This is a genomic window from Flavivirga eckloniae (assembly GCF_002886045.1).
Taxonomy (GTDB): domain Bacteria; phylum Bacteroidota; class Bacteroidia; order Flavobacteriales; family Flavobacteriaceae; genus Flavivirga; species Flavivirga eckloniae.
The window spans coordinates 5,250,568-5,277,013 of record NZ_CP025791.1 but is presented as its reverse complement, the minus strand read 5'-3'; the positions used below and the strand labels follow the sequence as shown (position 1 = coordinate 5,277,013).

General features: G+C 34.7%; 17 protein-coding genes. 10 read left to right on the top strand and 7 right to left on the bottom strand.

The annotated features are described in order from the left end of the window. From nrdD to C1H87_RS21755, 10 genes are all read left to right on the top strand, one after another. On the top strand, positions 1-1,869 hold the full coding sequence (gene nrdD / locus C1H87_RS21800; protein ID WP_102757847.1) for an anaerobic ribonucleoside-triphosphate reductase: 1,869 nt from the start codon (positions 1-3) through the stop codon (positions 1,867-1,869). A 115-nt stretch (positions 1,870-1,984) separates the two neighbouring features. Then, positions 1,985-3,019: an RNA ligase family protein gene (locus C1H87_RS21795; protein ID WP_102757846.1), complete on the top strand. Its 1,035-nt coding sequence runs from the start codon at positions 1,985-1,987 to the stop codon at positions 3,017-3,019. Between the two features lie 129 nt (positions 3,020-3,148). Then, positions 3,149-3,739: a TetR/AcrR family transcriptional regulator gene (locus C1H87_RS21790; protein WP_102757845.1), complete on the top strand. Its 591-nt coding sequence runs from the start codon at positions 3,149-3,151 to the stop codon at positions 3,737-3,739. A gap of 51 nt (positions 3,740-3,790) precedes the next feature. After that, positions 3,791-5,038 carry a beta-ketoacyl-ACP synthase II gene (gene fabF, locus C1H87_RS21785; RefSeq protein ID WP_102757844.1) on the top strand — a complete coding sequence of 416 codons (1,248 nt, stop codon included), beginning with the start codon at positions 3,791-3,793 and terminating at the stop codon, positions 5,036-5,038. Positions 5,039-5,179: 141 nt separating this feature from the next. After that, positions 5,180-6,040: a DUF5694 domain-containing protein gene (locus C1H87_RS21780; RefSeq protein WP_102757843.1), complete on the top strand. Its 861-nt coding sequence runs from the start codon at positions 5,180-5,182 to the stop codon at positions 6,038-6,040. Between the two features lie 134 nt (positions 6,041-6,174). After that, positions 6,175-6,732 carry a hypothetical protein gene (locus tag C1H87_RS21775; protein WP_102757842.1) on the top strand — a complete coding sequence of 186 codons (558 nt, stop codon included), beginning with the start codon at positions 6,175-6,177 and terminating at the stop codon, positions 6,730-6,732. A gap of 145 nt (positions 6,733-6,877) precedes the next feature. After that, the gene (locus C1H87_RS21770) at positions 6,878-7,315 is read left to right on the top strand and encodes a hypothetical protein (protein WP_102757841.1); all 438 of its coding nucleotides are present in this window, start codon (positions 6,878-6,880) and stop codon (positions 7,313-7,315) included. A gap of 38 nt (positions 7,316-7,353) precedes the next feature. Further along, positions 7,354-7,842, top strand: a complete 489-nt coding sequence (locus C1H87_RS21765; RefSeq protein WP_102757840.1) for a hypothetical protein — start codon at positions 7,354-7,356, stop codon at positions 7,840-7,842. 16 nt (positions 7,843-7,858) lie between these two features. Beyond that, on the top strand, positions 7,859-8,455 hold the full coding sequence (locus tag C1H87_RS21760; RefSeq protein WP_158655318.1) for a GrpB family protein: 597 nt from the start codon (positions 7,859-7,861) through the stop codon (positions 8,453-8,455). Between the two features lie 329 nt (positions 8,456-8,784). Next, positions 8,785-11,181, top strand: a complete 2,397-nt coding sequence (locus C1H87_RS21755) for a glycoside hydrolase family 95 protein (protein WP_102757838.1) — start codon at positions 8,785-8,787, stop codon at positions 11,179-11,181. A gap of 197 nt (positions 11,182-11,378) precedes the next feature. Here the strand turns inward: C1H87_RS21755 and C1H87_RS21750 are convergent, their stop codons facing one another. The 7 genes from C1H87_RS21750 to C1H87_RS21720 form a co-directional block, all read right to left on the bottom strand. Further along, positions 11,379-13,625 carry a glycoside hydrolase family 3 N-terminal domain-containing protein gene (locus C1H87_RS21750; RefSeq protein WP_233783250.1) on the bottom strand — a complete coding sequence of 749 codons (2,247 nt, stop codon included), beginning with the start codon at positions 13,623-13,625 and terminating at the stop codon, positions 11,379-11,381. Positions 13,626-13,666: 41 nt separating this feature from the next. Continuing rightward, positions 13,667-15,811, bottom strand: coding sequence for a beta-glucosidase (locus tag C1H87_RS21745; protein WP_102757837.1), 2,145 nt, complete (start codon positions 15,809-15,811; stop codon positions 13,667-13,669). 746 nt (positions 15,812-16,557) lie between these two features. Further along, the gene (locus C1H87_RS21740) at positions 16,558-17,793 is read right to left on the bottom strand and encodes a multiheme c-type cytochrome (RefSeq protein ID WP_102757836.1); all 1,236 of its coding nucleotides are present in this window, start codon (positions 17,791-17,793) and stop codon (positions 16,558-16,560) included. Between the two features lie 8 nt (positions 17,794-17,801). Beyond that, on the bottom strand, positions 17,802-21,086 hold the full coding sequence (locus tag C1H87_RS21735; protein WP_102757835.1) for a VCBS repeat-containing protein: 3,285 nt from the start codon (positions 21,084-21,086) through the stop codon (positions 17,802-17,804). A gap of 82 nt (positions 21,087-21,168) precedes the next feature. After that, on the bottom strand, positions 21,169-22,728 hold the full coding sequence (locus C1H87_RS21730; RefSeq protein ID WP_102757834.1) for a RagB/SusD family nutrient uptake outer membrane protein: 1,560 nt from the start codon (positions 22,726-22,728) through the stop codon (positions 21,169-21,171). Between the two features lie 10 nt (positions 22,729-22,738). Continuing rightward, on the bottom strand, positions 22,739-26,035 hold the full coding sequence (locus C1H87_RS21725; RefSeq protein ID WP_102757833.1) for a SusC/RagA family TonB-linked outer membrane protein: 3,297 nt from the start codon (positions 26,033-26,035) through the stop codon (positions 22,739-22,741). Between the two features lie 190 nt (positions 26,036-26,225). Then, complete coding sequence (locus C1H87_RS21720) at positions 26,226-26,441, bottom strand: hypothetical protein (RefSeq protein ID WP_102757832.1); 216 nt, start codon at positions 26,439-26,441, stop codon at positions 26,226-26,228. Between the last annotated feature and the right edge of the window lie 5 nt (positions 26,442-26,446).

The window sequence follows — 26,446 nt, the reverse complement described above, 5'->3', positions numbered from 1 at the left end:
ATGATTAGATTAACAAGCGAACAGATTTCTAAAAAAATTAGCTTTATTGAAAATTACATTTCTGCAAGTAATGCAGCAGACGGATCTAAAATGGACGCAAATGCCAATGTATCCAACAAAAATATTGCTACCATGGAAGCCGAATTGAACAAGGATATTAATGTTCAAGTAAACAGACAACTGGTAAAAAACAAAATAGAAAATCTTTTTGGTAAAGATCTGGCCAATGAATATATCAGGCAAATAGAAGAGCATGAAATATATGTGCATGACGAAACCTCTTTAAAACCTTATTGCACCTCTATTAGTATGTATCCTTTTTTATTCGATGGATTAACCAAACTTGGCGGAGAAAGCAAGGCGCCACAACATCTGGAAAGTTACTGTGGCGAATTTGTTAATCTTGTTTTTGCTGTTAGTTCGCAGTTTGCGGGTGCTCTGGCCACTGTTGAGTTTTTATTGTATTTCGACTATTTCGCCAGAATTGATTTTGGAGATGATTATTTAAATACCAATACAAAAACAGTGGAAAACCACCTTCAACATGCCGTTTATGCCATTAATCAACCAGCAGCTGCTCGTGGGTATCAATCTGTTTTTTGGAATATTTCCCTGTACGATGAACAATATTTCAATAGTATGTTTGGCGATTTTGTATTTCCAGATATGACCAAGCCGCAATGGGAAAGCTTAAAGAACCTACAGCAGTTTTTTATGAAATGGTTTAACAAAGAAAGAGAAAAAGCAGTACTCACATTTCCTGTAGTTACAGCAGCTATGTTGGTAAAAGAAGGCAAACCCGTTGATACAGCATTTGCAGATATGTGCGCCACAGAATTAAGTGAAGGAAATTCTTTTTTTATTTATCAATCGGAAAGTGCCGATAGCTTAGCATCATGCTGTAGACTAAGAAACGAAATTAGCGATAATACATTTAGCTATTCGCTTGGTGCAGGAGGTGTATCTACAGGTTCTATAAATGTGATCACCTTAAACATGAATCGCCTAGTCCAAAAACAACTTGACTTAAAAACCGAAATACAAAAAATCCAGAAATACCAGGTGGCCTATCGTAAACTAATCGAAGAATATAAAGAAGCTGGTATGCTACCAGTTTATGATGCCGGATTTATTTCGTTAGACAAACAATTTTTAACCATAGGCATTAACGGTATGGTTGAAGCTGCCGAAAGTCAGGGCATTAAACCAGAAAACAGTGCCGTTTACAAAGCATTTGTAAGCAGGCATTTAAAAATAATTTATGATACCAATAAAGAGGCAAAAAAAGAATATGGTTATATGTTTAACACCGAGTTTGTACCTGCTGAAAATTTAGGTGTTAAAAATGCAAAATGGGATAAGGAAGATGGTCTGTTCGTACCAAGAGATTGTTATAATTCTTATTTCTATGCTGTTGAAGATGATTCTGTTAATCCATTAGACAAAATAATGCTTCATGGCAACGAGATGATACAATATTTAGATGGAGGTTCTGCCCTTCATTTAAATCTTGAAGAAGCACCAAATAAAGAAGGCTTTTTAAAATTAATTCATGCCACAGCACAAACCGGATGCAACTATTTCTGTTTTAATATTAAAATAACCATTTGTAACGAATGTGCCAACATAGATAAAAGAACACTACAAAAATGCAGTAAATGCGATTCTAAAAATGTGGATTATGGCACAAGAGTAATTGGGTATTTAAAACGCGTTTCAAATTTTAGCTCTGCACGCCAAAAGGAACATGATTTACGTTTTTATCAATATGATGGCTCCAAAGTTTTAAAAGATCATTTGCAAAACAAGCACACAGAGCAATTAAACAAGTATAAAAAGAATCGACAAGAGGAAGGGATTATAAGCTAATAGCTTTAATTATATATAAAATCCTTCGTAGACATAGGGTTTTGTATATATTTGAAGATATAAGAGAAATAGACGCAATTGATTATATAACTTAGTTAGCAGTAATTGAAATACTATGAGTGAATTTTCAGGTTATGAAAAAATGCCAAGCAGTTTAAAAAAGCTTGGGTTAAGTGAAAATGATTTCTCCAAAATGGAGAAGTTAAAATGGGTTGTGACTGAAAAAGTTCATGGTGCAAACTTTAGTTTTGTATATGAAAATCGAACATTGAAATTTGCTAAACGGAAGGAATATTTATCGTGGAACGATGATTTTTTCGGTTTCCAGCTCGTTGTAAGGGAAATTGAAGGTAATATAATACGTTTGTTTGAAGACTTAAGTTCAAACAATGCCGGAGATAAATATATTGTATATGGGGAATTGTTTGGTGGCGAATATCCGCATGAAGATGTTCAGGCTGATAATAATGTAAATGCTATACAAACTGGAGTTTATTATTCCCCATCTATTAAGTTTTGTGCTTTTGATATTGCAGTCGAAAAAGATAATTCAAAATATTATTTGGACTATGAGACCGCAATTTCCTATTTCGAAAAACACAATCTGTTCCATGCAAAACCATTACTCATAGGTAAGTTTAGAGATGCCATGAACTTTAACACTCGAATAAATTCCACAATCCCTAAACAATTAGGTATTCGTGAATTACAGGATAATTTAATTGAAGGGGTAGTAGTTAAACCATTTAACCAACAACTAAATGATCGCTCTATTTCTTCCCGACCAATTGTTAAATTGAAGAACAGAGAATTTGACGAGGAAAATAAATTCCATCAAGCTGAAAAATGGTCGTATATACCAAATGTCTCATCAAAAACCGAAGATCTAGCGTTCATACTTGATGAATTAAGAAACTACATAACCGTTAATAGATTAGAGAGCGCTATCTCTAAAGTTGGAGCTTTAGACATTGATAATCAGCAAAGACTAAAGGACATTGTAACAGAATGCGTGCAGGACATATTAATAGATTTTAATGAAAACAATGATAATCTTTTGAAAGAACTGTCTTTTGAAGATAATGATTGGATTATTGAACGTGTTAGCTCAGAAGTAAGGGAATTAATAAATACTGCTAACAATGTATAAGCGGCATTAAAACGACCGCTTATACTTGACCGTTAGCCAAAGTATAAAAAACAACCCAAAAAATTAACTAAAAAAATCAAACAGGAATAAAATTTTGCATACTTATATACCGTAGAGTATATTTGTAATATGATACGTTCGGAGAAAACAAGGCAATTAATAATTGAAAAGACAGCTTCCATATTCAACAAAAAAGGATATACCGGAACTTACTTGTCGGATTTGACCAATGCCACAGGTTTGACAAAGGGCAGTATATATGGCAATTTTAAGGATAAAAATGAGGTTGCTGTTGAGGCATTCAAATACAATTATAAGTTTCAATCAGAGCAAATACTCCAAAAAATCAATCAACAAAATAATACAATCGATAAATTATCGGTTTTCCTAAATCATTACAGAACTGCATTTAGACCCATTTTTAATAATGGTGGTTGTGCCATTCTCAATACAGCAGTAGATGCAGACGATGGCAACGATTTACTAAAGGAAGAAGTCATTAAAACCATTCATAATTGGCATCAAAGAATTGTTACCATTTTGAAAGAAGGAATAAAACAAAATGAACTGAAAGACATTGATGTCGAAACCTTTTCTTATCGAATGATAGCATTGGTTGAGGGTAGTATTATGTTGGCAAAAACCCTAGACAAATCTGAAATTTTATTGAACAATATAGATTTTTTAGAAGCTGAAATTAATCAAATAAAAAAGAGATAAAAAAAATTTAACAAATCATATACCTTACGGTATATATAATAATTTCACAAAATGAAACGAGTAGTAATAACAGGTTTGGGAGCTATTACCCCAATAGGAAAAAATACAAAAGAGTACTGGAGCAATCTTTTGAACGGAGTATCTGGAGCAAATAAAATAACACGCTTTGATGCTTCTAAATTTAAAACCCAATTTGCTTGCGAAATAAAGGATTATGACCCTTTGGACTATTTTGACCGAAAGGAATCAAGAAAGCTAGACCGATTTAGTCAGTACGGTTTAATTTCAACAGAAGAAGCTATTAATGATGCCGAACTTGATTTTTCAAAATTAGATGCAAATAGAATTGGGGTTATATTTTCAAGCGGTATTGGTGGTTTTGAAACTTTTGAAAAGGAAGTTATCGACTTTACAAAGAATAGTTTTCAACCTCGATTTAATCCTTTTTTTATTCCAAAGATAATTTCCAATGGTCTGTCTGGGCAAATTTCAATAAACTACGGACTTCGTGGTGTAAATTATTGTCCTGTTACGGCTTGTGCTTCTTCAACCCAAAGTCTTATACAAGCATTCAACTATATACGTTTGAACAAAGCAGATATCATTATAACAGGCGGTTCAGAAGCACCTATAACAGAATCGTCTATTGGAGGTTTTAACGCTATGAAGGCTATGTCGACAAACAATGAAAACTATAGTTCAGCTTCGAGACCTTTTGACAAAAATAGAGATGGTTTTGTGGTGGGTGAAGGAGCTGGAACTTTGATTTTGGAAAGTTTGGACTCTGCAATGAAAAGAGGTGCAAAAATTTATGCCGAAGTTATTGGTGGTGGGGAAAGTTCTGATGCTTATCACATAACAGGAACACATCCTGAAGGACTTGGTGCTTATTTGGCAATGGAAATCGGAATAAGGGAAGCAAATGTTTTACCAGAAAAAATTGACTATATCAATGCTCACGCTACATCAACCGGATTAGGAGATTTATCGGAAATAAAGGCGATTGAAAAACTCTTCAAGTCAAATCTTGATAAGATACAAGTCAGCGCATCAAAGTCAATGACAGGACATTTATTGGGTGGAACTGGGGCTATTGAAGCCATTTCAACTTCTCTATCGGTAAGCACAAACTTGATTCCACCAACAATAAACACTACCCAAGTTGATAAGGACATACCAAAAGAGCTGAATTTATCACTAAATGAAAAGACTTCAAAGAACATCAATTACGCTTTGAGCAATAGCTTTGGATTTGGAGGACATTGTGCCGCATTGATTTTAAAAAAATACGTTGGCTAACATTGTATATAAGCCATAGCGGAGTTTGTGCCTCGTCTATGGCTTTTTCGTATATTTAAGGGCAGTGCTAAAACGAAAAGTTAATACATTAAATCCGCTACGTCTCATATACGAGACCGCTAGCCATAATTAAAAAACCGAATGACAAATATTAAACTGATTTCACTTTTAATACTGAGTATTCTAATAAGTTGTAAAGAAGAATCTACAAACAAAAATCAAAGCGTAGATAATCATAAGAAAGAAGTACTTCTTGTTGGTACTTTTCATTATAACAATCCAGGTGCCGATGTTGCAAAAACAAAATCCTTCGATATTTTGAATGAAAAATCTCAACTTGAATTAGAACAGATTTCTTCGGAAATAAAAAATTACAATCCTACTAAAATATTTGTCGAATGGCCATATAATGAACAAAAAGAACTGGATTCCTTATATCAACTGTATAAAGAAGATAAATACTTTAATGACAGTCTTTCCGATTTTTATTTAAAAAACGAAATCTTTCAATTGGCATTTCGAATTGCAAAAAAGAACAATCAGGATAAAATTTATGCCATAGATTACCTTGAAACTGAATTCCCTTATCAAAAGGTTATGAATGACATAGAATCAAGTAATCAAATGGAACTCAAGGAAAAAATCCAAAAAATTATTGCCGACCATACAATAGAATTTGACAATATGATTGACTCTGATGTATCACTAAAAGAACTCACTTTTGCAGAAAATACAAAAGAATTCAGATTTAAGTCAAATAACCTTCATAATAATTTATTACCCATTGCAGGAGAAGTTGAGGATTTTAATGGTGCCTATTTGACCTCAGAATGGTATAAAAGAAATATATACATGTGGTCATTGATTCAAAAGTACACTTCTGATTCTGACGAAAGAATAATGATTTTAGCGGGTTCAAGTCATATAGCTATGATAGAGTTATTTATTAAGGAAAATAAAGATTGGAAAACTATTGAGTTGAAAGATGTTGTTGTAAAATAACTGTGGTTATAAATAATCGCCTGTTTTCGACTACTCTTGAAAATACTCGTAGATTTTCAGTTTGGTGCATACTTGCAAAACCAAGTGTTACCCCATGCAATTACTCATAGCCGAAACCGTTAACTAACATAAGAATGAAAGGACGCAAAAGAATTGAAAGTATAAATTCATTACAGATAGACTTAAGTGCTGTAATTGATCCTAAACTTGGACTCGGAGGCTTTAACTTTACTCAAAAAATTTCGGATTTCGAAATCGATTGGACTAACTCTTTTTTTGAGAAAGCCGAAAGCTGTTTAAACTATGAAATTGACAAAAAGTATTTTTTCTTAAATATCTCAACAACGAATAGGGAAGTTGAACTTAATATTGATTTATTTACTGGTAAAATTAGTTCTATGATTTGTAAAAAAGGCTATTCAGGGACTTTAGAAAACGGTATCGGTATTGGCTCTAATATTTCAAAAGCATTTGAAATTGACAAAAGTTTAGGATTTAATATGGACACAGATTGGATAAACAGAACTCCCTTTGACGGGTTGATAATCTATGTTCCTAAGAATCTTCAGATGCAATGTTTTAACAGTGCTTCTAAAGGAGAATCTCTACCAGACTTTAAAATTGAAACAATAGAATTGTTGGATATGGAATTTGCGGAAAAAATGTATGAAGACGAACTTTTCTTTGAATAAAAACAAAATATAAAACAGACGGATACCCAAACGGCTCGGTAGGAGATATTGAGAAGTTTATAAACTAGTCATAACACAATATCTTGTGAAAATTGTTAATTTTAGCTAAACCAAAGTTAGTTGCTCGTTTTTTAACGGATTCAGAATGAAAAAGAAAATAACTATTAAAACTATAAAGTATTTTTTGTGCTATGTCGCACTAATTACTTTTAACCATAGTATTTCCCAAAAAAGGTCGGACGACTTTATTATTTCATATCCTGTAGTCAAATCGGCTAAAGATCTTGATAACTTAACCCAAGGTGATACAATTATAGTTGAAGGCAAATTTAAACACTTCAGACCTTGGTTTGCTGGGAAAGGTGGTGGAACTCAATTTTTTAATTTCGAAATAAGACTCAATAATAAGGGGGAACTTCCGTTATATGCAACTTCCGCCTCGGATAAAAAATTTTTAAACGAAAAGGTAAGAGTTGTGGGAATATATGAATGTGAGGGAATGCAAAAATCTAAGGATCCCAATATTCAAGATATACGTGTTAGGAGAATACAAAAAATATTATCCATAAAGAAATTGAGATAAAACTCTTTCTAATAATTTGTAGCATATTAAGAAAATTTATGAGTAAAATTTTGACATCACCAATTTTAATCATCTTTTCATTTCTTACTTGGGGACATTTAGCTGAATTAAAAACTCTGAATGAAACTGAATATGAAAAAAACCTAAATACCGCATCTGAATTATACTTAAAGAAAAAGAAAATCCCCGAAGCTATTTTAATAAAATTAATTCCTGATAATTATACTGAATTCGGAATATATTATGGAACAACTGGACCTGACCATAAACTAGCAGAAACAGATTTTTTCTATGACACCACTCGACTGATTTTTGAAAAAGTGACTTCTGAAAAAAATAATGATTTCTACTTACCGAGTTTAAAGCTCATAAGTTTCGCCGACGGAGAATTTGCAGAGGAATTTATCGAATATTTGGAATTGATAATAGAAATGGATAAAGAGAAATTTTGTAAATCAATAAAAGGAAAAGATTATACAAATAGTAATCCGATTAAATATTATTTAGAATTAAACAATTGTGAATAAAAAACGTGCTACAACAATGAAGAAAACCTTAAATGATTTGACCAAAGATGACTGGAATACACTTTTTCCGATTGAATTGGTTGACCATAATCCAGAGTGGAAAAACATTTACGAAAACGAAAAAGAACGAATAATTGATAAAGTAGGAAGCGAGACCATTTTACGTATAGAACACTTTGGTAGTTCATCAATTCCTAGCATTAAATCAAAACCATATATCGATTTGATGATTGAAATTCCGAAACAAATGTTATTTAACGAGAACCTTATCGTAAAATTTACCGAATTGGGTTACTCACATTTTGTAGTTCCTACAAGAGAAAATATTGAAGCATACTCATCTTTCGGAAAAGGATATAATGTTGATGGAACAAAAGAACAGATTTTTCATATTCATATGTGTCCTAAAAATAACGTAATGTGGAAACAAATTGACTTTAGAGACTTCTTGAATTCTAACCTCGAAAAAGCAAAACAATACGAAAATCTAAAAATAGAATTAGCCACTAAATTTAAAAATGACAGAGGTTCTTATGTTCTTGGAAAGACCGATTTTGTGAATGAAACTTTAGACATAATCAGCAGAAAATCCAGTACACAAGACGATGTATAATACATAGCTAATAAGTGTAAAACCAAACTCTTTGTTATAGTTTAACGTGAGTTCGACGTAATCATAATATTATTATACTGAATGTCAGTGATTTAATTTAAGTGTCGGGTTGAGCCTTTCGACTCCGCTCAAGACAGGCTAAAGTCGAAACCTATTTAAAATTATAGGTTTTAATGTGACCTTTCGACTTTAGTTTATGCTGAGCATAGCCGAAGTACTCAAGGTGACAAGTAACATTTTTAGTGTATTTATCGTTAAAATTAGATTGCTTTTAAATCGAACTCACGTTAGTTTACAAAGTCCACCAAATTTTTAAAATAGAAAAAATAATGAAAAAACTAATTCGATTTGTTCTTATATTATTTGTATTAAAACTATTTTCTTGTGACAATCTTTCAAAAATTGAAAAGGAATTAAACCCATCTACAATGCTTTGGTACGATAAACCTGCAGGTAGTTGGACCGAAGCTATGCCAATCGGAAATGGACGTTTGGGCGCTATGGTCTACGGTGGAACAGTAAATGAAACCATTCAATTTAACGAAGAAACATTATGGACTGGACAACCACACGATTATGCAAATAAAGAGGCATATAAAGTATTAGACGAGTTGCGTCAACTACTTTCAGAAGGTAAGCAAAAACAAGCTCATAAATTGGGAAATGAACGCTTCATGTCACAACCTTTTGGTCAGTTTAGTTATCAACCTTTTGGAAATATTTTATTAAATTTTCCAAAGCATGAAAAAGCAATTAATTTTAAGCGAATACTGAATTTAGAAAACGCTATCACCACAGTTAGCTATGAAATTGATAACATCAAATTTAAACGTGAAGCTTTAGTTTCTAAACCAAATCAGGCAATTTTGATTCGTATTGAAGCATCAAAAAAGGGTAAACTAAATTTTACAATCGGTTTAAATTCCCCACACTCTAAATACGATGTAATAGTAAATGGGAACGAAATTATTTTAAAGGGTAAAGCTAATAATTATCCTAGAGCGTTAGATGTAATTAAAGCACCTTACCCCGAAAGCAAAATCACTTTTGAAGCCCGTTTAAAAATAGTAAATGACGGGGGTAAATTAGTAATCGAAAATGATACTATAAAGGTAGTCAATGCTAACACAGCAACTATACAACTTGTCGCTGCAACAAGTTTTGTCAATTTCAAAGATATTAGTGGTAATCCGGCCCAACTATGTGAAAATTACCTCAAAGGTTTAAACGGTAAATCATATAAAGAATTAAAAAACAATCATATAAAAGACTTCCAAAAGCTCTTTAATCGTGTAGAACTGGAATTAGGAACTTCAGAGATTTCAAACCGTCCTACGAACGAACGACTAATTTCTTTTGAACAAGATGAAGACCCTAGTTTAGTTTCTCTTTTGTTTCAATATGGAAGATACTTGTTGATTTCTTCGTCAAGAGCAGGCACGCAACCAGCCAATTTGCAAGGCATTTGGAATGACCAACTTAATCCGTCTTGGGATAGCAAATACACCCTAAATATTAATGCTGAAATGAATTACTGGCTAGCTGAAATTACGAATCTGTCAGAATTAACAAGTCCAATGATTCAAATGGTGGAAGACTTAGCGGTGAGCGGACAAAATGTAGCAAAAGAACACTATAACCTTGATGGTTGGGTAGCTCATCATAACACCGATTTGTGGAGAGGTGCTGCTCCTATTAATAATTCGAATCATGGTATTTGGGTTACTGGAGGTGCATGGTTATGCAAACATTTGTGGTGGCATTATCAATTTACCAATAACAAGGAATACTTAAAAAACAAAGCTTATCCAATATTAAAAGAAGCCTCAAGATTTTTTGTTGGATATTTAACACCCGATCCCAACAATCCAAAATGGTTAATTAGCGGTCCAAGTAACAGTCCCGAAAATGGAGGTCTGGTGATGGGGCCAACCATGGACCATCAGATTATAAGAAACCTTTTCAGTAATACCATTGAGGCTGCAGAAATACTTGGGGTTGATGCAGAATTTGTCGAAATGATTAAAGAAAAACGAGCTAAAATTGCCCCCAACTTAATTGGTCAACATGGTCAATTGCAAGAGTGGTTAGTTGATAAAGATAATCCGAATAACGAGCACCGTCATGTTTCGCATTTATGGGGGCTGCATCCAGGAAATGAAATTCATCCTTTAACAACTCCAAATTTAGCAGAGGCATGTAAAATAACACTTAAACATCGTGGCGATGGTGGAACCGGATGGTCTCGAGCATGGAAAATTAATTTTTGGGCAAGACTTTTAGATGGGGATCATTCATTTTTAATACTTAAAAATCTAATGGTTCCAGCCATAACTCAAAATCCAGATGGTAAAAAAATAGAAGGGGGAGGTCTATACGTGAATTTATTTGATGCACATCCACCCTTTCAAATAGATGGAAATTTTGGAGCCACTTCTGGTATTACCGAAATGCTATTACAATCGCATTTACGTGATGAAAAAGGCGACTATTTTCAAGATATTCTTCCTGCGCTTCCTTCAACGCTCTCCTCTGGAAAAATTTCAGGAATAAAAGGTAGAGGCGCTTTTGAGCTTTCAATCGAATGGAAAAATGGGGAATTGGTAACAGTGGAAGTTAAATCTATCGAAGGAAATAACTTAAATTTGAGATACGGAAAAAAAATGATTTCACGAGAAACAACAAAAGGAGAAATATTATCATTCGTTTCTTCGGATTTTAAATAAATAGTTTTTTGAAAGAAACGCAACAAAACAATAAATATTAGGTTATTTGAAGAATAGTGCTGAATTTAAATATGAGCCGATTTAGCTATTTATAACGGTTTGAAGGCAGATATTTCGAAATGCCAAATGTCCCATATTCAAACCTTTGTATAGAATAGCATTTGGAGTACCCTGCAAACATAAAAATTTATATCACCCTAATATTCTTTAAGATAGAAAGCACCTTTTAAACCAGAGGTGGCCTGGGCCCCCACCCATAAATTAAAATCACCTTCTTCAACAGTATGCATTATTTTATGATTCGAAAAACCTAACGCCCCTGTCGATAATTTAAATACCACCTCTTTTGTTTCTCCTTTATTTAAACTGATGTGCTGAAACCCTTTTAACTCTCTAACTGGTCGGGTTATACTACCAACTACATCCTGTACATAAAACTGTACGACTTCTTTACCGGGTCTTTCCCCGACATTTGTAATAGAAACTTTTACTTGTAAGGTTTCGTTAAAACCAATGGTGTCTTTTGATATTTCTAAATCGGTATATTTAAACGCTGTATACCCTAAACCAAAACCAAACGGAAAATGTGGTGTATACCCCACATCTAAATAGTGGGAATCATTACCTAAGGAACTTTGCCAAGCACCTACAGGAATATCATACATAGCAACATAATCTTTTTTATTAGCAGGTCTGCCCGTATTTTTATGGTTATAAAAATAAGGTAACTGTCCGGCAGTTTTCGGCCAGGATACTGGTAATCTGCCTTCTGGTTCCCTTAATCCAAAAAGAATCTCCTGCAATGCCACACCGCCCATAGTACCGGGATGCCAAGCCATTAAAACGGCATCTACATCATCAATAATGTTTGTAATGGTAATGGGACGCCCAGCCATAATAACTAAAACTATAGGTTTTCCTGTTTCACTCAATGCTTTTATCAAGTCTTCTTGTACCCCAGGCAGATCTATATTTGCCCTACTATGTGCCTCTCCAGACAGAATAGCCTCCTCGCCCGCTACAAACACGATCACATCAGAATTCTTTACTGCATTAACAGCACTTTTAAACTGTGCTTTCGATCGGTCTCTACTATGCGTTAATGCTTTTATATGAGTAAAGTTTACGTTAGCAGTTTCAAATGCTTTTAAAGGCGTTATAGTGTGTGCCTTTTCACCATCGAATGTCCAAGTTCCCATTTGATCTAACGGGGCATTGGCCAAAGGACCTATTAAAGCTACTTTTGTTTGGCTCGACATAGGCAATACCTGCTCATTTTTTAGCAGTACCGAGCTTTTAATCGCAGCTTCCTTGGCTTCTTCCAAATGTGCTTTTGCATAAAAAGCTGCCTCATTATTTTTATCCCTATAAGGGGTATTAAACAACCCTAATCTATATTTTATTCTTAAAATATTCTTTACAAATACATTGAGCTGCCCTTCTGTAACCTTGCCTTGTTCAATCAGCTTTTTTAGATGAAGCTCATAAGCGTTACTGGTCATTTCCATATCCATGCCTGCCTTGGCTGCCAGTTCCGCAGCATGTTTTTCATCTCTTGCATAGCCATGAGCAATCATTTCTACAACAGAGTCCCAGTCGCTTACTACAAACCCGTCAAACTTTAACTCATCTCTTAAAACTTGTTTTAATAAAAATTCATTTCCGGTTGCCGGAATACCATTTATTTCATTAAAAGATGTCATTACAGTTGCCGCTCCAGCGTTTAAAGCAGATTGAAAGGGAGGTAAATACACATTGCGTAACAATGCTTCGGGGATTACTGTGGTATTATAGTCTCTACCTCCCATAGCTGCACCATAACCTATATAATGCTTAGCACATGCGGCTATGCTTGTTGGATTATTTAAGGAATCTCCTTGAAAACCCTCAACATAAGCTTTTCCTAATACAGATGCTAAATATGGATCTTCTCCGGGAGATTCTGCTATTCTTCCCCAACGGCTATCTCTAGCAATATCTAACATGGGTGCGAAGGTCCAACGAATTCCAACAGAACTGGCTTCTATAGCTGCAACCCTGGATGACGATTTTGCTATTTCCGTATCCCATGAAGCTGCCAAGCCTATAGGAATGGGAAATATGGTTTTAAACCCATGAACAACATCCCTTCCAAAAATTAAAGGGATTTTATTAGGACTTTCCTCTACTGCTATTTTTTGAAGCTCGTCTACAAACTCAACCTTCATAACATTTAGCAATGCTCCCACTTTACCTTGTCTTACATCTTCCTTTAATTCTTCCGACAAAGTTTTAGCTCTACTCGACGTTCCTCTTAAATTGGTTTGCCCTATTTTATCATCTATAGACATCGTTGCCAATACACTGTCTATAAACTTTTCTTCACCGTTGTTTTTAACGGTTGTGGTTTTATTTTGAGAGCAACTCATTAAAACGAGTGCTATAATTGCTAAATACTGTTTCATTAAAAAGGCATTAATTTTTAAGATTTTGAAAGGCTGCTATTTTATTTGATTTCAAATTTTATCTTCTCTGTTACGTTATTGGATGCATTACCGATGTAAGCTATATAACTTCCTTTCTCTAAGTTCCAGTCTGAAATGCTCTCGTCATAAAAAGCCAAATCATTTACATTAATTGTTATTTCTACAGATTTAGTTTCTCCCTTTTCAACAATCACTTTTTTAAATCCTTTTAATTCTTTGACGGCTCTTTTTACTTTCGATTTAGGCTTTCCTATATAAACTTGAACGACTTCTGCTCCATCCAAACCTCCTGTGTTCAATACCTCACCAGAAACAATAATGTTTTCGTCCTTTGTATATGTTTTTTGTTTCAATTTGAAGTTTTTAAGTTCGAATGAGGTATAAGACAGTCCTTCGCCAAAAGCAAATAACGGTTTGATTTTTTTAGTATCGTGCCAACGGTATCCTACTAAAATATCTTCCTTATAGTATTGATTAATACTGTCTCCGGGATACGACAATTCACCAAAATAATGTGCGGCATTATCTTTTAGTTTTACTGGAAATGAAAAAGGTAATTTTCCAGATGGGTTTACATCACCACTAATAACATCTGCCAGAGCATTTCCTGCTATACTACCAAGGTACCAACCTTGTATAAGTCCATTAATTTTTCCTAACCAAGGCATTTCTACAGCATTACCAGTTAACAATATCACGCCTGTATTTTTATTAAGAGCTATAATATCGTCTAGTAATTCGTCTTGCCCAAAGGGTAGTTTGAATTGTTTTCTGTCGTCACCTTCGCAATCCTGATGATGGCTTTTATTCAATCCTCCAAAAAACAATACGACATCTGCTTTTTTAGCTAATTTAAGGGCTTCAACTTTAAGAGAATCGGCATTATAAGGCGATGGTAGTACTTCATCGTAAGCCGATGGTCCTGAGGCAAACCCCATAGTGTGTAAAATCTTAGCATTTTTATATCGTTTTTTTAAGCCTTCTAATGGCGATATTTCAAATTGCGGTTTCAATTCAGAAGAACCGCCACCTAATGTCATTGAACGTGTTGCATTTTCTCCAATTACAGCTATAGTTAATTCTTTTTTATCTTTTATGGGAAAGAAACTTTCTTTGTTTTTTAATAGCACAATCCCTTCTGTTGCAACTTTACGTGCTACATCATGGTGCTCTACATTATTCATTTTTCCCCAAGGCCGGTTTAGGTTCATGTTAGTTCTATGCATCAATCTAAGAATGCGTCTAACCTTATCATCAACAACGGCTTCATCAATCTCTCCCTTTTTTATTGATTCTAAAAACGGCAATGCGAGGTAATAACGATCGTAATGATTAAGTGCCGTTGTTCCTAATCCATCTGTTCCTGTTCCCATTTCCATATCCAAACCGAACATGGCAGACTCATAGGTGTTATGTGTAGCTCCCCAATCGCTTATTACAACCCCATCAAAATCCCAATCTGTTTTTAAAATTTTGTTAAGCAGTAATTCATTATGGCTACAATATTGCCCTCTAAATTTGTTATAGGATCCCATTATAGCCCAAACACCGCCTTCTATAACCGATGCTTTAAAAGCTGGTAAATAAATCTCATAAAGTGCTCTATCGCTTACCTCAACATTAATATGATCTCTCCATAACTCTTGGTTGTTAACGGCAAAATGTTTCACACAGGCTGCCACGCCATTTTCCTGAACGCCTTTTATATAGGGCACCACCAACTTAGAGGCTAAATATGGATCTTCTCCCATATATTCGAAGTTTCTTCCGTTTAATGGCGTTCTGTAAATATTAACGCCTGGCCCTAATAACACGTCCTTTTTTCTATAGCGTGCTTCTTCTCCAACACTAACGCCATAGGCTTTGGATAGGGCCGGATTGAATGTAGAAGCCAAACAGGTTAGAGCCGGAAAGGCCGTTATGGAATCATTTCCCCACTCTGCATAATCCCAGCTATCCCATTTTAATTCTGCACGTACACCATGGGGACCATCAGACATCCATATTTCGGGAATTCCAAGACGCGGAACTCCGGGTGTGCTAAATTTGGATTGTGCATGACACATCGCTACTTTTTCCTCCAGGGTTAATAAAGTGAGTATACTATCTATCTTTTTTTCCATTATTTGTGTTTTTTGTGCATCAACCGAATAACTCATTAACATTATAAAGACAAACAAAAACGTTTTTTTACAAACTTGCTTCGTTGTATTTTTTATTGGAATGAAACTTATTCTTAAAGTTTTTCTTTGAACATAAGAATTCTGGTGATTTGTGAGGACAAACAAAATAAATGGCTTAAACAATTTTAACATCTTTTATTATTTCTAATACCTATTAGGCTTTAATATTTAATTGGGGCAAACGTTAATACACCCTAAATCAACGTGAATCTTGGATAAGAAAATTTATGTCAGTTTGAGTGATCCCGGTTTTCTCCGAGATCACTCAAAGTGACATCTTGAACGCTTAAATAAGATTCTCATTAAATTAATACTATATCAACGTAAATTCCGAAATCTTCTCTACGAAAACTCGTTTAATACTAAGACCCAATGGAAAGAAAAACGGGTAGCGTTAAAGCGACAAATAGTAGTAAAAAAATATGTGGCAGCTATTCGAATAGCTGCCAAAACAAACATCTAAATTTAAAAGTAGTTTTAAATCACTATAAATCTTAATGTTACCTAAAGCAATAGTAAATTACTAAAGATATTATTTTATTGATGACTCTTAGTAAATGATCCTTGAGGCAAGCGCACGAGGCATACAATTGAAAATATTCTTTTTAAATTCCGATATTAGACCTAAGACCCCGCCAGATACTGAAACAAGTTCAGCACAGGAAGCGGGATTAGTTCTACTTATTTTTTGAATGCTTTGCTTCGCAACTTTTCAAAATAGAGTTTCACTAATAAATTCCGATAAAATGGGTACGTACTGGTACAGGATTTAATGTATCTGCAGAGGTTTCTATTTTCATTGTTTTTGAAAGTACTATAGGCATATGGCACTGAATACAATTATTATTAGAAGCTTCTTTACTTGCTTCTGATGCTGTACAAACACCATGAAACCCATCACCCTTACCGTGGCAGCTTTGGCATTTTTTGTTGAATGACACACGGTTGCCTCTTTGGTTTTCATGTGGGTTATGGCATGTGGTACAATTCATAGCATCACTTTTCTTAAAACATTTACTAGCAGAAAGTAATCCGTATTGATTTCCATGAACATCTAATTCTTCCAAATCTTTCTCTGTATAATCTGGAGTGGAAAATTTATTTAAAGTATCTCCTGTTACAAAAATGAAAGGATCCTTACTCCTTCGCATTCTTAATCCAGAATGGCATAAAGCACAGGCATCTAAATTTTGTTGTCTAGTTAAGTCACTATGTTTTACCACGTGCATGGCAACAGTATCTAATGGGTTTTCTCTATGAAAATTTACATGGTCTAGTGCCGGGCCATGACAACGTTCGCAATCTATACCGTAAACTATTTGAGATTTTCTGTAACTGTTACGTTTATTAAACTGTTTTGTGCTTTTAGCATAGGTCATATGACATTCTAAGCATCTTTCAAAAATAGGTCTATCGGAAGCTAGCCGATCAGACGGATATCCCGGACTATTAACCCAACTATCATTGGATGTAAAATATGTAACTTGTAATTGGTACAGGGAGCTATCTTTCCATTTTAAATAAGATTGTCCTTTAGTTCCGGAACCAATGGTAATATCGAAACGCGAGCTACTAATACGTTGATTATCGGATTTTAAAAAAGCCTCTTGATACAACAAACCGTTTCTATTTTCCATCTTAAATTCTATGGAATCATTTAAACTAAAACTGTTTTTGGGAGGTGTAAAACTTCCCTTTACTGTTTTTAAATTTGCTTTGGCTGTTGATTTGTAATGTGCGGTTTCAATATGCGTGTTATATATTTCTAAATGGCATTCTACACAGGTTGCAGACCCAGCAAAACCCTTTCCGTTATTGTGTACAGCTATAGGCTCAACAGGAACATAGGTACTAAATAGGGAAAAATCGGATGCGTTTTTGTACACTAAAAAACATAAAACAAGTAAAACTATAATAAGACCGAAATATTTTCGGATTTTAAAATTTGGGGATCGTTTTTTCATATAACATCTTAGTTTATCATAATAAATTGTGGGTAATCGTTGTTCTTAACAGCTATAATGTATTTATCGCCATTAACTCGTAATGTGGCTAAGTCCTTTACATCACCCCTTATTGATAAACCGCATGTTATACTAGGAACAGGAAAGAAATTCCCTTTGCCATCGCCTTTTAAATAGGTGCCTATACTAGAATCGTTTCTTGGAGTTTCTATTTCTGATGCATATAAGTTTCCGGCAATTAAAATATCCTTAAACCCGTCGTTGTCAATATCGTCTGAGATTATTTTATTTACCGATGAGAGTTGGGCTTCGTTAGGAAGTTGCATTAGCTTAAACTTACCTCCACCTAAATTCTCTATATAACTACTGGCAAACGTTTGTGCTTTATAATGAATTTCTGCGTTTTCCAATTCTTCTTTTCCGTATACCTCAGCGACTTCTGCTACTGCAAACTCATTATACTGCTCAAACTTTTTACTTAGTGATGGCATTTGTTGTGATGAGCACGACTTACCTCGCACAGGAAACAGCTTACCAAAATTATAATAACTTAAAACAATATCCTTTCTGTTATTACCGTCAAAATCGTCAGCATATACTTCAAAAGGCTCTTCTGCTGTTGCGTTATACTTATAGTTAAGTCCCAGATTACCTAATACATAATCCATATCGCCATCATTATCAAAATCATCTTGGGTAATGCTGAACCACCAACCGTTCGTATTATCCAAACCTGTACTTTTTGTAACATTTTTAAACGTATCTCCTGTATTGCTGTAAAACAAAACGGGTGTCCACTCGCCTACTATAATTAAATCCAGTGTTCCATTTGCATCAAAATCTGTCCAAATAGCATCGGTTACCATTCCCAATGTGTTAAAATCGGGTGCCAACTGCGCAGTTACATCTTTAAAAACACCATTATCGTTATTTAAAATATAGCTTTTCGTAGGCCATGGGTATTGACCAACAACCAATCGGCCTCCAATAAATAAATCTAAATCCCCATCTCCGTCGTAATCTCCAGCTTTTACTCTAGAGCCGCTAGTCTCCATTATTGGCAGACTCGTTTCTCCTTTAGTAAATTTCCCTTTGCCATTATTTAAATACAAACGGTCTTGAAAGTGCGATACCTCATCGCTTTTTTCATTACCTCCGCTTACTACGTATAAATCTTGATCACCATCGGCATCAGCATCGAAAAACAGAGCCCCCATATCTTCTCTTTCTTTATCGACCTCCCATATTTGTTGGTTTGTCCTAACAAACGTTCCTTTTGCATTTTGTATAAAGAGAGCTCCAGGTTGTTTTGATGCACCTCCTATATAAAAATCGTCTAAGCCATCCCCATTTACATCTGCAACTGTTATACCAGATCCTAGCATAGATGTTTTGTGAGGAAGAAGTGGTTCGGAAAAATAATCGTCATACACATTCTCTGTATGCTTAAAGTCTACTTTAAGCGAGTCTAAAACGGCTGTTTTAAAAACGGGATCATGTATTAAACCTGACTTGGTCGGTTTAACTGCTGTGGTAAAGTCTACTACTAGGTTTTGGTTTGCTGTTACATCTTTTATTTCTGAAACTGTGCCATTTGTCCACACTACACGTACTTTAGAAATGTTTTGTGCCTTCCCTATGCCAAAATGCAATTGTGGACTTACCGACGATTGAAAACCTCTGGATAGCGTTAACTCATTAAACTGATTCAATGAATCGGAAGAAATGTAAACCTTAGCCCCTAAACCATTTTTATTGGTTTTTGGGCCTTTTAGAGTGACTTGTAAATAGTTATTGTTATCTAGGTTATTGTTTTTGTAAACTGATGCTTTTTGGTCTATGTTGTTTATAACAAAATCCAAATCGCCATCATTATCCAAATCGGCATAAACGGCACCGTTAGAAAAGGTTTTTTCTTCCCAACCCCATTCGGACACCATATTTTTAAATGTATAGTCTTTAGTATTTTTATAAACATAGTTTGATACTTTCTCTGATGGAATTTTTTTTATTTCTTCTGCCGATAGTTTTACACCTCCAAAATGATTTCTGGATTTTAACTTATTAAAGTAATCTCTATTATTTATATCTCTTCTTGTACCATTAGATACGGTTACATCTTTCCAACCATCATTATCCAGATCTGCAAAAAGGATTGACCAACTCCAGTCGGTTGTAGCTATACCAGCCAATCTGGATACTTCACTAAAAACGGGACTGCCTGTGTCATCATTTCCTCTGTTAAGCTGAAGACAATTTTGCATATACTGGTAGTTTAAACCTGCGTTTATCATTTTAGTAAATCCTATTGGATTCATGCTTGCCATATTGGCTTTAGATCTTCTGTTGTCTTCGGGGGTCATATCCACTTGGGCTATGTCCATAAGGTTATCGTTGTTATAATCGGCAACATCTGCCCCCATACCATATTGCGCGGTATGGTTAAGCGATTTCCCTGCTATTTCCGTAAACGTGCTATTCTTATTGTTGATGTACAGATAATCTGCAGAATCAAAATCGTTGGAAACATAAATATCTTTCCATCCATCATTATTAAAATCGGCAATTGTAGCACTTAAAGACAAACCAAAATTTAAGATGCCGGCTTCAACGGTAACATCTGTAAAGGAACCATCGCCATTGTTTCGATATAAAATATCAGATTCTTCTATTTTAGGATGATTTGCTTTGTGCTTATAAAGCTCTACAGGACTTTTAAAAGGTGTTGGCGGGTAGTTTGCCAGATATAAATCTAGATCGCCATCATTATCGTAATCAAAAAATGTACTTTGTGTGGTATGTCCATTATTGTTAATACCATAGGCTTCAGATTTTTCTGTGAATGTAGTATCGCCATTATTTACATACAGGAGATTATTTCTGTTCGTTCCTTTTCCCGAAACGCTTACATAAATATCTAAATAACCATCATTATTTATATCTACCATAGTGGTTCCGGTTACCCATCTATCATCGCCAGCTACTTTTGCTGTATTGGTAATATTTTCAAACTTAAAATTGCCTTTGTTTAAATAAAGTACATTGGGTTTCATGTTGGCTGTAAAAAACAAATCTACAAGACCATCGTTATTGATGTCTCCCGCAGATACGCCACCTCCCATATACATGTAAGGGTAATTAAAATAATTTAAACTATCGGTTTCTACAATATCGTTTGAAAATGTAATACCGGTTTCACTTGATGGTAGAAGCCTAAACTGCTTGTTTGCTTGTTGTTCTTCACAAGCCATTAATAAGAGTAATAAAACAAGACCGATATAACTAATTTTCATCTCTTAAATTTAGGGAAAAGGCTTTGAATTATAATAATTCAAAGCCTAAAATTAAAATCATTATTAAACCACTTTCAAATAATTAATATCCGTCGTTTTGCTCCAAATTAGGGTTAATACTTAAATCTGCATTAGATATTGGTACTAACTCATGACCTGTCGGAATAGTAACGCCATATGTATCTTGCATATATTTAGTGGCCTCACCCGATCTTCTAATTACAGGCCATAAAGAAAACTCACCGCCTAACTCATGTCTATATTCTTGTAATATATTATCCATGGATACTACTTTGGCAGGTGCTGCTCCGCCCCATGCACGATTTCTTACTCTATCGAAAGCGGCCTGTGCTTTTGCAGTTTGTCCAGCTTTTAATGCTGATTCTGCCAAACTTAACAACACTTCTCCATAACGAATCCAAATGTGGCCTTGTGGTCCAAAAAGTACCGATCTACCCCATCCGTTAATGTTATGGTCTCTCCAGGATTTTACACCCCAATATCCGGTTCTTCCCACTGGGTCACCTCCTGTCCAAGGTTCAGCAACTGTTCCGCATGTATTAATGCTTATGCCATCATACATACTAATGTTAATATCCGGATCTGGATGTTCCTCTCCAGGACCAATAACCGTAGCTTGTCTTCTTAAATCTCCCGCCTCAAAAGAGTCGTATAACTCTTTCGTTGGAATTCCGGCAAAACCTCCACCACCAGTAATATCGGTAGGCATTGCAAATAATTGTAATATATTCACTTCATCATTTCTACTCCAAGCTAAATCACCATTGGCTGCCCATTGTAACTCAAAAAGAGATTCTACTCCATTCCTATTATCTACATCGTGAATATCAAGATAGTTAGGTTCCAATGATGTAACACCTCCGGTTTCTATTGCTTCAAAGGCTGCAACTGCCTCATCGTATTGTCCTAACCACATATGTGCATTTCCTAATACAGCGTATGCTGTTCCTTTTGTAACACGACCTTTATCAACATCATGAGACCATGGTAACCTGTTAACAGCATCAGTCATATCTGTTACTATTTGTTGGTATACGGTACTTTCCGGATCTTTCCCTTTAAATGGATCATCACCTTGAGAAAGCATTAAAGGCACGTCTCCATAAGTCGCTGCTAAATATTGATACGCAATAGCTCTAAGCACTAAAACTTCCCCTATCAATCGATCGCCTAATTCAGCCGAAACACTTCCAGCATCAATGGCAGGTTGTAAGTTCTCAAGGGCATTGTTGGCTCTTCCAATGGCTCTGTAATTATTTGGCCATATTTTTACCGGAACATCTGAATCCGGATCAAGATCAAAATCAAAATAATCAGATTGATCTCTCGGTGTATTATCCTGCCAATCCAACGAAATATTATTGGCCATTCTAAAAATACCTTTTACATTATATTCGTTTGGTAAACCTGGATCTCCCTGTGAATCGTTTTGAAATCCATCATAAACACCTGTTACGGCTGCCAAAGCTGTTTCATCTGCCCCAAAAACCACGGTTTCTGTTAAATCTTTTGTATTCGTGTCTTGTAAAAAGCTATCTGAGCATCCATATATTAGTGCTATTAAAAAGATACCAAAAACACCAAATCCAAATAGCTTAATATTTTTAATTTTTAAATTCATAACAATCTATTTAAAATTTTAAATTAAATCCTAACGTAAATGAACTTGAGAGTGGGTATGCGCCTGCATCAATACCCCTTGTTGTTACGTTGCTGTTTCCGTTTATGTCTGAGTTTTGACCAATTTCAGGATCGGATCCTGAATAATCTGTAATTGTAAATACATTTTGAATACTCGTATATATTCTAAAAGAATTTAATCCTAATTTCTCTATAATTTTTGAAGGCAATCTGTATCCAATATTTAAGTTTCGTAATCTTAAATAGGAACCATCTTCAACAAAATAACTAGAAGCTCTATTATTCTGTACATTACTATCATCTATTAAAGCTCTGGCATACACATTTGTTGAACCTTCTCCATTCCATCTATTATTAAAATATTCTGTACCTACATTAGAAAAAGATTCTTTGTTACCATAACCTGAAGCACTTTCTAATTCTCGTCTTACTAGGTTAAATATTTCACTTCCATAAGAACCATAAAAATTCAAACCTAAGTCGAAGTTTTTATATGAGAAATTCAAGTTTAAGCTTCCGTAGAAATCCGGTATCGGGCTTCCAATTGTCGTTCTATCTTCTCCTGTAATTTCACCATCTCCATTTAAATCTGCAAATCTACGATCGCCAGGAGATGTTTCATCTGCCTGAAAATTCCCATCGGGAGCAGTACTGTTAAGCGCATCTATTTCGGCTTGATTTTGGAAAATTCCGTCGGCAACAAAACCATAGAAAGCCCCTGCTTCACCTCCTAATTTCGATCTTGTTATATCATACCAGAAACCTTGTTCAAAAAAGGTATCCAGAAATGTGTTACTAAATGTAACTTCGTTAGAAGGTGTATCAAGTTCGGTAATTTCATTATTTATAGTAGTAATATTGGCATTGATGTCGAACGTAAAGTCTCCATCAATTTTTTTGTATCCTACCAACAGTTCAAATCCTTTATTTTCAATAGTTCCACCATTTACAGGTACTATTGGAAAGCCAGATTGCGCTGGACTACTAATAAATAATAAAAAGTCTTTGGACGTTCTGTTAAAATAATCGGCTGTAAAATAGAGTTTCCCGCCAAAAAGCTCACCTTCTAAACCAATATTGGTTTGTTGCTGTGCTTCCCATTTTAAACCTGGATTTGAAGCTCCAACTGGTGCCAAACCTAGAGAACCATTTCCTCCAAAACTATAACTGGAATCGTTTAATGGGGTTCCATTATTAAATGTAGTACCAAAACGGAAAGGTTGTATACCATTAAAGTTACCGGTTTCTCCCCAACTTGCTCTAAATTTTAACACGTTAAAAGCACTGTCTTCCATAAATGCTTCTTCATCTATGTTCCAACCTAATGCAAACGAAGGGAATACACCCCATAAATTATCTGCTCCAAAGGTGTCTCCTACACCATCTCTTCTTATAGTTCCTGTAACATAGTATTTACTGTCAAAACTATAATTTAGTCTTGCAAAAGTACTTGCTAATGTTTGTCTGGAAGAATTACCTGCTGCACTTTGAATAGCTTCGGCCTGCGCTATATCTCGAATTCTATTATCTAAGAAACCACGACCTACCACTTGGCTAAATTTATTAAATGTTCTCTGTACAGAAATACCACCTAACACATCTACGGTATGTTTTTCAGCAAACGTCTTGTTATATTGTAAAATGTATTCTGCTAACCACTGGTTGGATGTACTTTGCGTATATGTATAGGTAGCATCTTCCCTTAAATCTATATTACCGTTACTTCTATAATATTTAGGATTGAAGCCCCATCCTGCAAAATTATCAACTCTTGCTCCTACATTTAATTTTGTACTAAGCCCTCCATATATATCCCATTCTGCACCAATATTTGTTAATATCGTGTTGGTTACATTATCTTGATCATTTTCTAAAGCTCTCGCTACCCAGTTTCTTCCATCACGAAAAGCTTCTCCTACCACATCTGGAAATGCACCAAAATTGCCTTCTGCATCTACTGGGAGATTTGTTGGATTTGTTCCGCCTCTAAGATTTGCTTCTCCCGCTGGTGCTAAATGTGGAACTGTAGTATATAGATTTAATAACGATCCACGCCCAGTTCCTAATGGTTGAAAGTTTTGAGATGATACATATTTAGTATTCGTTTTTAATCTTAATTTTTCTGTAATATCAAAAGAAGCATTTAAAGCTAAATCATAACGTTTGTATTCTGAACCAATAAGTGTTCCTTCCTGATCAAAAATACCTGCTGTAAAAGCTACTCGAGACTTTTCTCCTCCTCCTGTTACGGTTAAAGTCGTACTTTTTGATAAAGCTTGACTAAAAACTTCATCTTGCCAGTCAATATTTCTAAGACTCGATGCATTACTCCATCCTGCATATGGTACAGCTGTACCTGAAACATCAACATTACTGCTACCACTAAGTTCTAAAGCCAAACCTGCGAATTGGTTAACGTCCAATACATCAACTTTTTTCGGTTGGGTGTTGAATCCTATAAAAGAATTTAACTCAACAGATATACGACCTCTGGTTCCTTGCTTTGTTTGGATTATTACAACCCCATTACTTGCACGTACTCCATATAACGCTGTAGCCGAAGCATCTTTTAGAACCGATATTGATTCGATAGTATTCGGGTTTATGAAATTAATGTTGTTTGTTGGAAAACCATCAACAACATAAAGAGGTGTCGTGCTTCCAAAAGAACCCACACCACGAATATTAACTGTAACCGACGCACCGGGTGCTCCGGAGTTTGCAGTAACCTGAACACCACTGGTCTTACCTTGCAACGCCTGATCGACTGTTGTTGCGGGAAATGTATTAAGTTCCTCTGTTCCTATTACAGATATTGCTCCTGTTAAATCCTTTTTACTGGTTGTACCATAGGCAACAACAACAATCTCATTTAAAGATTGTGTGTCTTCAACAAGGATAATGTTTACTGTAGATTGTCCGTTAATTGGCACTTCTTGGGTAATATAACCTATATAGCTTACAACCAATATATCATTATCTGATACATTAGATATATTATAATTACCATCAAAATTGGTTTGTGAGCCATTATTTGTTCCTTTAACCACAACATTCGCTCCTGGTAAAGGAATACCTTCCTCATCTTTTATAGTTCCTGAAACCGATCTCTGGGTATAGATATCCTCAACCGTATTGTGTTCTAATACAAAAATCGTATGGGTAGCATACGTCGGAATCTGAATTAAAAAAAATGAAACTATAGACAAAAGTAAAGTGACCTTCATTTTTAAGTTTATTTTAAGTGAATTGAGCCTTATAAGCCCAAAACTTTTATTGTTTTTCATATCTTTGAAATGTTATTAATAATTAGCTAATCCTTTAGTTGATTATTTTACGTATCGAGAAGTATTGCTGTACTTCTCGATTTTTTGTTTAGTTAGTTTTGTGTAGTTCTTATTTCATTTAGTCATATTTAGAAGTTTTAATTATTTAGTTTGTATTTAGTAGTTTTAGTTTTTGATATGTTATGTTATCTTACTCTAGTTCTTTCTTTACATGCTTCCATGCTAATTGAGTATTTATATTATAAGTTATTTTAGAAAAATCTATTCCCTTGCGCTTTAAAACTTCAAGACGGTAAAAAAGCAATTCATTTGTATAGGACGCTTCTTTCCAGTTTTTAAAATGCACCTTTTCTTTTGCGGTTAAACTAGTTTCTAGTTTTCCAACTATTAGTTTTGCTATGTCCATTACAC